Origin of the sequence: Sulfitobacter sp. W002, from assembly GCF_025142135.1 — a bacterium.
In the GTDB taxonomy this organism is placed as follows: Bacteria; Pseudomonadota; Alphaproteobacteria; order Rhodobacterales; family Rhodobacteraceae; genus Sulfitobacter; species Sulfitobacter profundi.
In genome coordinates this window covers 368048-379853 of the sequence record NZ_CP081126.1, presented here as the reverse complement: position 1 = coordinate 379853, position 11806 = coordinate 368048, and the positions used below count along the sequence as shown (strand labels likewise).

General features: G+C 64.5%; 13 protein-coding genes. 8 read left to right on the top strand and 5 right to left on the bottom strand.

Annotation, left to right across the window (positions count from 1 at the left end):
* Positions 1 to 6 precede the first annotated feature (6 nt).
* Positions 7 to 600, top strand: a complete 594-nt coding sequence (locus K3758_RS01910; RefSeq protein ID WP_259947196.1) for a glutathione S-transferase family protein — start codon at positions 7 to 9, stop codon at positions 598 to 600.
* Here the strand turns inward: K3758_RS01910 and K3758_RS01905 are convergent.
* Positions 597 to 1775: a TIGR03862 family flavoprotein gene (locus K3758_RS01905; RefSeq protein ID WP_259947195.1), complete on the bottom strand. Its 1179-nt coding sequence runs from the start codon at positions 1773 to 1775 to the stop codon at positions 597 to 599. The two genes, K3758_RS01910 and K3758_RS01905, sit on opposite strands and share 4 nt — an antisense overlap.
* Before the next feature lie 121 nt (positions 1776 to 1896).
* Here K3758_RS01905 and K3758_RS01900 point away from each other — a divergent pair, with 121 nt between their 5' ends.
* Complete coding sequence (locus K3758_RS01900; RefSeq protein WP_259947192.1) at positions 1897 to 2202, top strand: HNH endonuclease; 306 nt, start codon at positions 1897 to 1899, stop codon at positions 2200 to 2202.
* A 3-nt stretch (positions 2203 to 2205) separates the two neighbouring features.
* Here K3758_RS01900 and K3758_RS01895 read toward each other — a convergent pair whose 3' ends face one another.
* Both K3758_RS01895 and K3758_RS01890 read right to left on the bottom strand, forming a co-directional pair.
* Positions 2206 to 2826 carry an enoyl-CoA hydratase/isomerase family protein gene (locus K3758_RS01895; protein ID WP_259947190.1) on the bottom strand — a complete coding sequence of 207 codons (621 nt, stop codon included), beginning with the start codon at positions 2824 to 2826 and terminating at the stop codon, positions 2206 to 2208.
* Complete coding sequence (locus K3758_RS01890) at positions 2823 to 3572, bottom strand: SDR family oxidoreductase (protein WP_259947188.1); 750 nt, start codon at positions 3570 to 3572, stop codon at positions 2823 to 2825. Before K3758_RS01890 ends, K3758_RS01895 begins: the two co-directional genes overlap by 4 nt.
* 143 nt (positions 3573 to 3715) lie before the next feature.
* Between K3758_RS01890 and K3758_RS01885 the strand changes: the two genes are divergently transcribed.
* The 6 genes from K3758_RS01885 (at position 3716) to lpxK (ending at position 10003) form a co-directional block, all read left to right on the top strand.
* Complete coding sequence (locus tag K3758_RS01885; RefSeq protein WP_259947187.1) at positions 3716 to 5245, top strand: DUF2125 domain-containing protein; 1530 nt, start codon at positions 3716 to 3718, stop codon at positions 5243 to 5245.
* Positions 5246 to 5357: 112 nt separating this feature from the next.
* Positions 5358 to 6704 carry a TldD/PmbA family protein gene (locus K3758_RS01880; protein WP_259947186.1) on the top strand — a complete coding sequence of 449 codons (1347 nt, stop codon included), beginning with the start codon at positions 5358 to 5360 and terminating at the stop codon, positions 6702 to 6704.
* Complete coding sequence (locus K3758_RS01875) at positions 6697 to 7473, top strand: 3'(2'),5'-bisphosphate nucleotidase CysQ (RefSeq protein ID WP_259947185.1); 777 nt, start codon at positions 6697 to 6699, stop codon at positions 7471 to 7473. Before K3758_RS01880 ends, K3758_RS01875 begins: the two co-directional genes overlap by 8 nt.
* Before the next feature lie 63 nt (positions 7474 to 7536).
* On the top strand, positions 7537 to 7779 hold the full coding sequence (locus K3758_RS01870) for a DUF4170 domain-containing protein (RefSeq protein WP_132444107.1): 243 nt from the start codon (positions 7537 to 7539) through the stop codon (positions 7777 to 7779).
* A 6-nt stretch (positions 7780 to 7785) separates the two neighbouring features.
* Entirely contained in the window at positions 7786 to 9030 is a 1245-nt protein-coding gene (locus tag K3758_RS01865; protein WP_259947184.1) for a 3-deoxy-D-manno-octulosonic acid transferase, read from the top strand.
* The gene (gene lpxK, locus K3758_RS01860; RefSeq protein WP_259947183.1) at positions 9017 to 10003 is read left to right on the top strand and encodes a tetraacyldisaccharide 4'-kinase; all 987 of its coding nucleotides are present in this window, start codon (positions 9017 to 9019) and stop codon (positions 10001 to 10003) included. Before K3758_RS01865 ends, lpxK begins: the two co-directional genes overlap by 14 nt.
* On the opposite strand, the gene K3758_RS01855 is transcribed toward lpxK, so the two are convergent.
* Both K3758_RS01855 and K3758_RS01850 read right to left on the bottom strand, forming a co-directional pair.
* A complete protein-coding gene (locus K3758_RS01855; RefSeq protein WP_259947182.1) occupies positions 10000 to 11118 on the bottom strand; it encodes a CaiB/BaiF CoA-transferase family protein in 1119 nt (372 codons plus the stop codon). The two genes, lpxK and K3758_RS01855, sit on opposite strands and share 4 nt — an antisense overlap.
* On the bottom strand, positions 11118 to 11804 hold the full coding sequence (locus K3758_RS01850; RefSeq protein WP_259947181.1) for a DsbA family protein: 687 nt from the start codon (positions 11802 to 11804) through the stop codon (positions 11118 to 11120). Before K3758_RS01850 ends, K3758_RS01855 begins: the two co-directional genes overlap by 1 nt.
* Positions 11805 to 11806 lie beyond the last annotated feature (2 nt).

Sequence of the window (11806 nt, the reverse complement as noted above, 5' to 3'; positions counted from 1 at the left end):
AATTCAATGTATACAGTCATCGGCGGCACCAAATCGCGGGCGTTTCGCGTCATGTGGATGCTCGAAGAATTGGGCCAGCCCTACACGTTGAACCCCGCCGCGCCCCGCTCGGAAGAGGCGCGCAAATACAACCCTTCGGGCAAGATCCCCGCGCTTGTGGACGGCGATGAGGTACTGACCGATTCCCTCGCGATCATGACCTATCTGGCCGACAAGCACGGCGCGCTGACCGCCCCTGCAGGCACGCCCGAACGCGCGCGGCAGGACGCATTGACCTTTTGGCTGATCGACGAGTTCGACGCGATCCTCTGGGCGGCGGCAAAACACAGTTTCATTTTCCCCGAAGAAGCGCGCGTGCCCGCAATCAAAGACAGCCTCAAGGCCGAGTTCGAACGTGCGGCCAAAAACCTGTCTGACCGCCTGGAGGGGCCGTTTCTGATGGGCGATCAGATCACCGTCCCCGACCTGCTGGCGGTGCATTGCATCAACTGGTCCATCGGCGCGAAATTCCCGCGTGTGGATGACAAACTGAACCTCTGGGCGAAATCCCTGCGCGAACGCCCCGCTTTCGTCGCGGCGATGGCCAAAGAAAACGGTTAACGCCGCGCCCATTCCACGGCATGGCGGCCCGCCCAATGGCCGGTCGCCAGACAACCGTTGATCAGATAGCCGCCCGTAGGCGCTTCCCAATCCAGCATTTCCCCGGCGGCATAGACGCCCGGCACCTCGCGCAGCATCAGCCCCGCATCCAGCGCGTCGAGCGCTATCCCCCCCGCCGTCGAAATCGCCTCAACCATCGGGCGCAGCCCGGCGTGGGCGATGGGCAGGTCTTTCAGCAAGGCGGCCAGCGCCTCGGTCTCCTGCGGCAGCGGGCGCGCCATCTCTTGCAGCAGCGCGATCTGAGCGGGGGTCAGCTTCAGCCGCTTGCGCAGATGGTTGGCCTGACTGTCCTTGCCGCGTGGCTTCGCCAAACGTGCCGCGACATCGCGGGCCTGCAAGTCCGGCAGCAGATCAAGCGACAGCCCCTGCCCTTCGCGCAGCCCGCGAGAGACGCTGTAAATGCCCCCGCCCTCCAGCCCACGGGCCGAGATCACCGCCTCCCCACGTGAGGTGTAGGGGCCAGCGCGCCATGCCACACCCTTGAGCGCCGCGCCGAAATGTCGTGTCATATGTGGCGACCAATCGACCAGCAGGCCGACATTGGCCGGGGCGAAATCGCGCAGGGCCACGCCGCGCTCGGCCAGCAGGGGCGCCCATGCCCCGGTCGCGCCAAGCCGCCGCCAACTTGCACCGCCAAGGGCCAGCACCGTCACATCGGCCTCGACCACTTCCCGCCCCCCCGGCGTATCGAAAGCGAATGCATCCCCGTCCCACCCCTGCCACTGCCAGCGGGTGTTGATCGTCACCCCGCAGTCCGCCAGCCGCGCAAGCCAAGCCCGCAGCAGCGGAGAGGCCTTCATCGCACGGGGGAAAACCCGTCCGGTGGAGCCGGTAAAGACCTCTTGCCCCAATCCTTCGGCCCAGTCCTGCACCGCTTGGGCATCGAAGGCTTCCAGCATCGGGCGCAAGGCGGTCTGCGCCTCTTCATAGGCGGCGAGAAAGGGCGCGAACGGTTCGGACTTGGTCAGGTTCAACCCGGATTTGCCCGCCATCAAGAACTTGCGCCCGACCGAGGGCTTCGCCTCGCAAAGCGTGACCGACAGCCCCGCCTGCGCCATGACTTCGGCCGCCATCAGCCCTGCGGGGCCGCCCCCGATGACCAAGGCCCGGGTCACGCGGCGCGCCCTTCGGTCTGATTTTCTGACGGGGAAGCCATTGGCCTGTCCTTGCCTTGGGGAGGATTTGACACATCCTCTTGCCTGCCGTGGCCCTGCAATGCAAGCGAAAGGGAGGACCGTGACCGAAGGCGAGGACTTGCCAGATTGCCCGCTCTGCCACCGGCCTATTCCTCGGGATGTGCCACAGAGCCTGCATCATCTGATCCCCAAGCTGCGCGGCGGCAAGGGGGGCCCGACGGTGCTGATGCACCACATTTGCCACCGCGAGGTACACGCCGCCCTGACCGAGACCGAACTGGCGCGGCACTACAACACGCCCGAAGCGCTGCGCAGCCATCCGAGGCTGGCCAAATTCGCCGCATGGGTGGCGAAACGCCCGCCCGGTTTTCGCTCTAAAGTCCCGGGCGGCACGCGCAAACGTTAGCGGTCAGACCCCGCCAGAGCCGCACATCTGCTTGATGCTACTGGCGATTTCGGGCCGCGCAGCCAGCGTATCGGCGGCCAGCGCCAGCACGTGTTCCTGCAGTTCTTCCGCCTCGACAAGGCGGTCGATCAAGCCAAAGGTCAGCGCCTCCTCCGCCGTGATCTTCTGCCCGCCCATCAGCAAAAGCTTGGTCCGCGCAGGGCCAATCAGCGCCGCCATCCGCGCCGGGTCCGAGGGCTGCGGCAGAAATCCGAGCTTCATCACCGGATAGAAGAACTTTGCCCCCGGCACGGCGATGCGCAGATCACAGGCCAGCGCCATGCCCATCGCACCGCCCGCCAGCGTGCCGTTGAGCGCGGCAATGCTCAGCCCCGGCAGGGCAGCCACTGCGCCCGACAGACGCTCCCAAACATCCGATTTCGCCAGTCCCGCGCGGGCTTCGTCAAGATCGGCCCCCGCGCTGAACACCTTGCCGCGACCGGTCAGGATCACCGCGCGGGCGGCCTGTGCGTCCTCCATGATATCGGCCAGTTCGACCAGCATGGCATGCGTCAGGGAATTGGCCTTGTCGGGGCGGTTGATCCTGACGGTCCAGATGTCGCCCGCGCGGTCAAGCTCGATCATATCAGGCCCACCGCCTTGCGGATGCCTTCGTCGCGCAGGGAAATCTCATCACCCAAGAAACGATCCGCCTCCGGGCCGCACATCCACAGCAGCGCGCGGGCGGGCCAATCGGCGGGGATATGCACGTCCCAATCCAACTGGCTAACCGGGTTCACGCCGCTGTCCTTGATGTCGCGCTGCATGTCGGTGGCCACGGTGCCGGGAGACAGGCCGATGGCGCGGATGCCGTTGCCGCCCTCTTCGTGGTGCAAACACTGGGTCAGCATATTCGCCGCCGCCTTGGACGCGCAGTAGTGGCTCCATGCCTCGACCGGGCTATGCGCCGCGCCCGAAGAGATCGTCAGCACCGAGCCGCCGCCGTTTTCCTTCATCAGTGGCAGAGCCGCGCGCATGCCGTGAAAGACGCCCGTCACGTTGATGTTGATCGCCTTGGCCCAATCCGTCGGATCGGCCTCCGCCATGAGCGAGATCGGATCGATCACGCCTGCATTGTTGATCAGCACGTCCAGCCCGCCAAACGCCCGGCGCGTGGTCTCAACCGCCGAGGTCATTTCGTTATAGCGGGTCACATCGCAGGGGATGGCGATGGCGCGATTGCCCAACTCTCCGGCCAATTCGGCGATGGCATCCTGACTGCGCGCCAACAGGGCGACATTGGCGCCTGCCTCGGCGAAAACCCGCGCGGCGGCGGCGCCGATGCCCCGGCTGGCACCGGTAATCATGATCGTCTTGCCTGTCATGTCCATGGGGTGATCCTTCCGCTAATTTTGTACATTGCTTGGAGGCTGTGGTAATCTGCCGATCAACCCGGGTCCAGCCTCGCGTCGCTTGACCCTGCGCGGGGATTGGCAGACCCTATGCACAACTCATTGCCGAAAAGGATTTTCCGATGTCTCGCATCCCCACAGCGTCGCTGCTTCTCGCCCTGCCGGTCACGCTGGCCTCGACGCCCCTCTGGGCCGACCTAACCCCTGCCGAAGTCTGGGGCGATTGGCGCCAGTATATGCAGAGCATGGGCTATCAGGTTGAAGCGAGCGAAGCCTTTGACGGCGCGGACCTAACCGTCAGCGATGTGACCCTGAAGATGGACATGGCCGAAGAGGGTGGCGATTTTTCCCTGTCGCTCGGCACGCTGCGTTTCGAGCCGGAAGGTGACGGCGCGGTCAATATCCGCATGCCCAATGTCATGCCGATGACGATCAACGTCGCGCCCGAAACACCCGAGGATGAACCGGTGTCGATGGTGTTGAACTACGCCCAGACCGCCCCGGTGATGCGCGCCAGCGGCAGCGCGGAGGCGCTGCAGTATGACTATGCCGCCGACAGCATCTCGCTCACGCTTGCGGGGCTCAAGGTTGGCGAAGAAAGCTATACCGAAGAAGAAGCCAAATTCACCCTGACCGGCAGCGGCGTCAGCAGCCGGACCGAAATGACCGGGACCGATACGCGCCGCTACGACCAGTCGGGCCGCATCGACAACCTGCAATATGACGTGGTGATGAAAACCCCCGAGGACCCTGCCCGTGTTGCCGTGAAGGGCGGCGTGGATCAAGTGGTCTTTGATGGCAGCGGCACGCTGCCGATGATCGACGCAGGCGCCGACGTGGCTGCGATGATGCGCGAAGGTCTGACCTTTGGCGGCAGTTTTACCGCTGGCGCAGGCCGCACCGACATGCAAGTCTCTGACCCCGAAAATGGGGAATTTCAGCTGGCCTCAAGCTCAACCGGGGCGAAGCTGGGCGTTGCCATGGGCCCAGAGGGGCTTTCCTATGACGGTGGCCAGCAGAACATCGAAGTCAGCGTCACCGCCGCCGACATGCCCTTCCCGATCCAGTTCAGCATGGCGGAAAGTGCGTTTAATCTGAAAATGCCGGTGATGAAGTCCGAGGAGCCGCAGGACTTTGCCTTTGGCGTCAAGCTCGACAGCTTCAAGATGTCGGACATGATCTGGGGCATCTTTGACCCCACCGGCCAATTGCCTCGCGACCCGGCAACTTTGGTCGTGGACCTGTCGGGCAAGGCCAAGCTGCTGTTTGAACTGATGGACCCCGAAGTCACCGCCACCATGGGCGATGAGGCACCGGGCGAAATTCACGAATTGAACGTGAATGAAGTGTCACTTGACGTGGCGGGGGCAGAGTTCGATGCCACAGGCGCGATCACCTTTGACAACGACGATATGCAAACCGTGCCCGGCATGCCAAAGCCCGTCGGCGCGCTGGACCTGTCGTTGGTTGGCGGCGTGGCCTTGCTCGACAAATTGGTGACCATGGGGCTGATCCCACAGGAGCAGGCACTGGGCGCGCGGATGATGATGGGGCTCTTTACCGTCCCGGGCGAGGGCGAAGACTCCCTGACCTCCAGAATCGAGTTCACCGAAGAGGGCGGCATCCTCGCCAACGGTCAGCAGATCAAATAACAACCGGCGCGGTCTTGGTCCGCGCCCTTTCCGCGTGGGAAAATACAGCGCGGCCCTTGCCCCTCTTGGGGCGGGGGATTACCCCTTTTCCAACCCCAAAAGGAGCCAGACCATGCCAGACGCCCTTGATGCATTGACCAAGTCCCTCCTTCAGGCGGCCACCAAGGCCGGTGCGGATGCGGCCGATGCCATGGCGATCACGGCAAGCTCCGTCTCGATCGAAGTGCGTGGCGGGGCACTGGAACAGGCCGAACGTTCGGAAGGGACCGACATCGGGTTGCGGGTCTTTGTCGGGCAACGCTCGGCCAATGTCTCGGCCTCAGACACCTCCGCGCGCACGATTGAGGAAATGGCCGAACGCGCCGTCGCCATGGCCCGCGAAGCACCCGAAGACCCCTATGCGGGGCTGGCCGATCCCGCTCAACTCTCTGCCCGCCGCGATGCGGAAGGGCTAGAGCTTTGCGACCCCGCGCCAGAGCCTTCCCCCGAAGCCCTGCAAGATGACGCTGCCCGCGCCGAAGCCGCCGCGCTGGCCGTCAAAGGGGTGAGCCAAGTGCAATCCGCAGGCGCTGGCTATGGCGCACAGGAAATCTACCTCGCCGCGACCAATGGGTTTGAGGGCGGCTATGCCCGCAGTGAACGCGGGCTGTCCTGCGTCGCCATCGCGGGCAGCGGCACGGGGATGGAGCGGGACTACGACGGCGACAGCCGCATCTTTCAGGCCGACCTGCGCGACGCGCAAGAGATCGGCACCCGCGCGGGCGAACGCGCGCTGGCGCGGCTCGATGCCCGCAAGCCGCCCACCGGCAGCTATCCGGTGCTGTTTGACGAACGCATCGCCGCCTCGCTGATCGGGCATCTGCTGGGCGCGATCAACGGTCAGGCGATTTCGCGCGGGGCGTCCTTCCTGCGCGATGCGATGGATGAGCAGGTGCTGCCCGAAGATCTGTCCCTGATCGAAGACCCGTCCCGCATCCGTGCCACCGGCTCACGTCCTTTCGATGCCGAAGGGTTGCCGACCCAGCAACGCGCCATCGTTGAAAAAGGCATCCTGCAAGGCTGGACGCTCGACCTTGCCACGGCCCGCAAGCTGGAGCTTACCCCCACCGGCAACGCCGCGCGGGGCCCCGGCTCGGGCCCGCAGCCGTCGAACTGGAACATCGCGCTGACCCAAGGGCAGGCCAGCCGCGACGATCTGATCGCTGAGATGGGCACCGGGCTTTTGGTGACCTCGATGATCGGCAGCACGATCAACCCCAATACGGGCGACTATTCGCGCGGAGCTTCGGGCTTTTGGGTCGAGAATGGTGAGATCACCCATGCAATCAACGAATGCACCATCGCGGGCAATCTGCGCGACATGCTGCGGGCGATGATCCCCGCCAATGATGCCCGCAGACATCTCAGCCGTGTTGTGCCCTCTCTGCTGGTACCGGGAATGACCCTTGCCGGTGCCTGAGGACGACCTCTCCCTTTTGATCGACGCCGCCCTTAAGGCAGGTGCGGTCGCGCGCGGCTTTGTCGGGGCCACGGCAAAACGCTGGGACAAGCCCGACAACGCAGGCCCGGTGACCGAGGCCGATCTGGCGGTGAATGACCTGCTGCTGGCGGAACTGCGCGGCGCACGGCCCGGCTATGGCTGGCTCTCGGAGGAGACTGAGGACAATACCGACCGACTGGGGCATGAACGGGTCTTTATCATCGATCCGATCGACGGCACCCGCAGCTTTGTCGAAGGCTCTGACACATGGGCGCATTCACTGGCGGTGGCCGAGGCGGGCGAGGTTACGGCGGCAGTGGTCTACCTGCCGATGCGCGACATGCTCTACGCTGCCAGCCGGGGCGGTGGGGCCACGCTGAACGGCACGCCGATCCGCACCTCCGAGGTCGGCGATCTGGCCGAGGCGACCGTCCTCGCCGCGCGGCCCGCGCTGGTGGCAGAACGCTGGCACGGCGGCGCACCGCCTGTGTTCAAACGCAGCTACCGTCCCTCGCTCGCATACCGGATGGCTTTGGTGGCCGATGCGTCGTTTGACGCGATGATCACCCTGCGCCGCACGTGGGAATGGGACATCGCCGCAGGCACGTTGATCGTGGCCGAGGCGGGCGGCACCTGTACAACCGCCACCGGCGCGCCGCTCAGGTTCAACAACCCCGACCCGCGCGTGGATGGCATCGTCGCGGGCGGCCCAATGGTGCAGCGCGCGCTGATCGACGCCCTTGCGTGACCGGCCCCATCTGCTAGGCACTATGCGCAGCACCGCAGCTTTGACAGATCAAAGGACAGCTCCATGACCCAACGCCTGCACCTTGTTTTCGGTGGCGAACTTGTCGATCCGACCAAGAACGCTTTCAAGAACGTCGACGACATCCATATCGTCGGGATCTTCCCCAACTACGCCAGCGCCTATGACGCATGGAAATCCGAAGCGCACCGGACCGTGGATAACGCGCATATGCGCTATTTCATCGCGCATCTGCACCGCCTGCGCGACGAAGAGACCTCGGCCTCGCCCACCGAAGAGCTGGAATAAACCACCATGGCGGCGCGGTCGCTGGGGCTTGCAGCCTATCGCGCCCTTGTGCGCCGGGGCGGGGCCGAAGACGCAGCGCCCTATGCCGCGCGCCCCGAGGGTGAGCTGGTTTGGATGCATGCCGCCGAGGCGGGCAATGTCTTGGCCGTGCTCGACCTTGCCAAACGTCTGATGGCGATGCGCGACCGCGTCGCGGTGCTGGTGACCCTTTCGGAGAGCGCGGCCACCCAAGACCTCCCGCCGACCGACACCCGCGATCTTTTCATCCTTCCCGCCCCCAGCGAACATCCCGAAAATATCGCGCGGTTCCTTGACCATTGGCGCCCCGGCTTTTGCCTATGGACATGGGGTGGGCTGAGGCCCAATCTGGTGTTGGAAACCGCGGCACGCGGCTGCCCGATGATGATGATCGACGCCGACAGCGCTGGCTTCGATGGCCGCCGGGACCGCTGGATGCCCGATGTGACCCGACAGCTGTTGTCCGCCTTCGATCAGGTGCTCACCCGCTCTCCGGCAGTGCTGCGCCGTCTGGTGCAACTGGGCCTGCCGCGCAGCAAGGGAGAGGTGACTTCGCCGCTGCTGACGGGCGGCCAAGCGCTGCGCTGCGCGGATTCGGACCTGGCGGATATGTCGGCTTGCCTTGTCGGTCGCCCGGTCTGGTATGCCACGCAGATCCTGCCCGAAGAGATACCCGTCGTGCTGACCGCTCACCGCCAAGCGCTGCGCCTGTCGCACCGCTTGCTGCTGATCCTGCACACCCATGACTACCCTACCGCCGACATTGCTTATGAACGTGCCCGCGCGCGTGGGTTCACCGCGATGCGGTGGGGAGATGATCCCTACCCCGATGAGACGACGCAGGTCATGGTGGCCGATGATCCCGGCGACCGGGGGCTGTTTTTCCGTGTGGCCCCGGTGTCGTTCCTCGGGTCTTCGCTGGTGTCTGGCCATGGCGGTTGCGACCCGTTCGAGGCGTCGGCGCTTGGGTCCGCGGTGCTCTATGGTCCCAAAGTGCGTAACTATCTGCCCTCCTACGGGCGGCTTGCCACGGCAGGCGCGGCGCGGATCGTCAATGACGCAGGTGCGCTTGGCAATGCGGTCTCGCGGTTGATTGCGCCGGATCAGGCGGCGACCATGGCTCATGCGGGCTGGGATGTGATCAGCGAAGGGGCCGAACTGGCCGATAGGGTGATCGAATTGATCCAAGACAGCCTCGACGACCATGCGGGAGCCTCAAATGCGCGCGCCTGATTTCTGGCATCAGCCCCGACCCGATTGGCGTGCACGGTTGCTGCAACCACTGGGCGTGCTTTACGCCAATGCCACCGCGCGGCGGCTGGCCAGCGGCACACCACTGCGCATGGGTATTCCGGTGATCTGCGTCGGCAACATCAATGCAGGCGGCACCGGCAAGACGCCCACGGTGATGGCGGTGCTGCAATATCTGCTAGAGCGCGGCCACCGCCCCCATGTCGTCTCACGCGGCTATGGCGGCACGCTGGAAGGCCCGGTGCGGGTGGATCCTGCGCAGCACAGCGCGGGCGAGGTGGGCGACGAGCCGCTGCTACTGGCCGCATTCGCGGATGTCTGGGTCGCCCGTGATCGTGCCGCGGGGGCGCAGGCGGCAGAGGCTTCGGGCGCCACTGTCGTGGTGCTGGATGACGGCTTTCAGAACCCCGCTTTGGCGCAGGATCTGAGCATCGTCGTGGTGGACGCGGTCAAAGGTTTCGGTAACGGCCTGTGCCTGCCCGCCGGGCCGCTGCGCGAGCCTGTCGCGGCGGGGCTGGCGCGGGCTGACCTGCTGCTCTCCATCGGGGATGAAGCGGCGCAAACCCGTTTTGCGGCAGGGCTACCGAACACCGATCTGCCCCATGCACGCGCCGAACTCGCGCCCCTGCAAACCGGGATGGATTGGTCGGATTCCCAAGTGCTCGCCTTTGCAGGCATCGGCCACCCTGAGAAGTTCTTCGCCACGCTGCGCGGGCTGGGGGCGACGATCCTCCACGCCGAGGCGTTGGAGGATCACCAGCCGCTGACGCCACGGCTGATGCTGCGACTAGAGACCGAGGCCGCGATGCGCGACGCGCAGCTTGTCACTACCGAGAAAGACGCCGTGCGCCTGCCGATGGAGTTCCGCGCAAAGGTGCTGACCCTGCCGGTGCGCCTGTCCCTGCCCGAAGGCAACGCGCTGCATGCAGCGTTGGACAGGCTGCCACCGCCCTAGTCTTTGTTGTCTTCGCCCAGTTTCGGTGCCGGGCGGTGCAGTGAAAGCTCGGCCCCCGAAAAGGTGAAGGGCGACCGCAGCCCCGGCACGCCATCAAGCTCGATCTGCATGCCCCGCGCGACGACCTGCGGATCGGCCATGACATCGGACATATCGTTGATCGGCCCGGCAGGCACGCCATGCGCCTCACAGGCGGCCAGCAGATCATCACGGCTGCGCAGACGGGTTGCCCCGGTCAGGCGGCGGATCATCTCGGGCCGGTTGGCGACCCGGTCGGCGTTCTTGAGGTACTCCGGCGCGGTGGCCATGTCATCGAGGCCCAGCAATTGACACAGGCGCTGATATTGCCCGTCATTGCCCGTGGCGATGATGAGATGCCCGTCGGAACACTCAAACACCTCATAGGGCGTCAGGTTCGGATGCGCGTTGCCCATCCGTGTCGGCGCCTTGCCGGTGGTCAAATAGTTCATCGCCTGATTGCCGGTGATCGCCACGGCACAATCCAAAAGCGCCATGTCGATATGTTGCCCCACGCCCGTCTGATGACGCTGATGCACGGCGGCCAAAATCGCGGTGCTGGCATAGACCCCGGTGAAGATATCGGTGATCGCCATGCCGGATTTCTGCGGCTGGCCGTCCGGTTCGCCAGTGATCGACATCAGGCCCGACATGCCTTGGATGATGAAATCATAGCCCGCGCGATGGGCATAAGGCCCGGTATGGCCGAAACCCGTGATCGAACAATAGATCAGCTTGGGGAACTGCGCAGACAGGCTGGCATAGTCCAACCCGTATTTCGCCAATCCGCCAGTCTTGAAATTCTCGATCAGAATATCCGCGTCGGCCAAGAGTTCCTTGACCTGCGCCTGACCTTCCTCGGTCCGGAAATCCACGATGACAGAGGCTTTGCCCCGGTTCGTCGAGTGGAAATAGGAAGCGGTCACATCCTCGTCACGGGTCACAAAGGGCGGGCCCCATTGGCGGGTATCATCCCCCGCCGGGCTTTCCACCTTGATCACCTCACATCCGAGGTCCGACAGTGTCTGACCGGCCCAAGGGCCGGCCAGAACACGCGCCAATTCGACGACTTTCAGTCCTGCAAGCGGTGCGGTCATTAGCCAGCCAGCGCGTCGTCGAGGATTTCCTTCATGTCGGCATAGGACATGTTCGAATGTTTCTTGCCGTCGATGACAAAGCTCGGCGTGCTAGAGATGTCATCCTCTTTGGAGTTCTCGGTGTACCATGCCACCAGCGCCTCGGCTTTGGCACCGTCTTTCAGGCATTCGTCCAACGTCTCGTTATCAAGGCCAGCCAGACGGCCAATCTTGCGCAGCTCGTCGACGATGGCCGCAGGCTCGCCCGCGCGGGTCCACTCGCTTTGCGATTTGTAGATCAGGTCAGCGATGCCAAAAAATTTCTCTTGCCCACCGCAGCGCGCCACCATGGAGGCCCAGAGGCCATAGCGGTCGAAAAAGACTTCACGGTAGATAAACTTCACTTTGCCGCTGTCGATGTAATCAGCCTTCAGCTTTTTGAAGGTGTCGTTGTGGAAGGTCGCGCAGTGCGGGCAGGTGAAAGACGCGTATTCGATCATCGTGACCGGCGCGTTTTCGTCACCCATGACCATCTCGGTGATGCCTGAGGTATCCACATCGCCTTCAGTCGTCTGGGCATTCGCGGCACCAACAAAAGGTGTCAGCGCAGTGCTGCCGAGGGGAGAGGAGCCGAAGCTGCTCGCGGCAAACCAGCCACCGACGCCGAGTGTGGCGAGACCGCCAAGGATTACGTTTCTGCGATTCATGA

Coding starts and splice junctions, on each gene's coding strand:
- K3758_RS01910 (WP_259947196.1), top strand. CDS start 7: ATGTATACAGTCATCGGCGGCACCAAATCGCGGGCGTTTCGCGTCATG.
- K3758_RS01895 (WP_259947190.1), bottom strand. CDS start 2,826: ATGATCGAGCTTGACCGCGCGGGCGACATCTGGACCGTCAGGATCAAC.
- K3758_RS01890 (WP_259947188.1), bottom strand. CDS start 3,572: ATGGACATGACAGGCAAGACGATCATGATTACCGGTGCCAGCCGGGGC.
- K3758_RS01885 (WP_259947187.1), top strand. CDS start 3,716: ATGTCTCGCATCCCCACAGCGTCGCTGCTTCTCGCCCTGCCGGTCACG.
- K3758_RS01880 (WP_259947186.1), top strand. CDS start 5,358: ATGCCAGACGCCCTTGATGCATTGACCAAGTCCCTCCTTCAGGCGGCC.
- K3758_RS01870 (WP_132444107.1), top strand. CDS start 7,537: ATGACCCAACGCCTGCACCTTGTTTTCGGTGGCGAACTTGTCGATCCG.
- K3758_RS01865 (WP_259947184.1), top strand. CDS start 7,786: ATGGCGGCGCGGTCGCTGGGGCTTGCAGCCTATCGCGCCCTTGTGCGC.
- lpxK (WP_259947183.1), top strand. CDS start 9,017: ATGCGCGCGCCTGATTTCTGGCATCAGCCCCGACCCGATTGGCGTGCA.
- K3758_RS01855 (WP_259947182.1), bottom strand. CDS start 11,118: ATGACCGCACCGCTTGCAGGACTGAAAGTCGTCGAATTGGCGCGTGTT.
- K3758_RS01850 (WP_259947181.1), bottom strand. CDS start 11,804: ATGAATCGCAGAAACGTAATCCTTGGCGGTCTCGCCACACTCGGCGTC.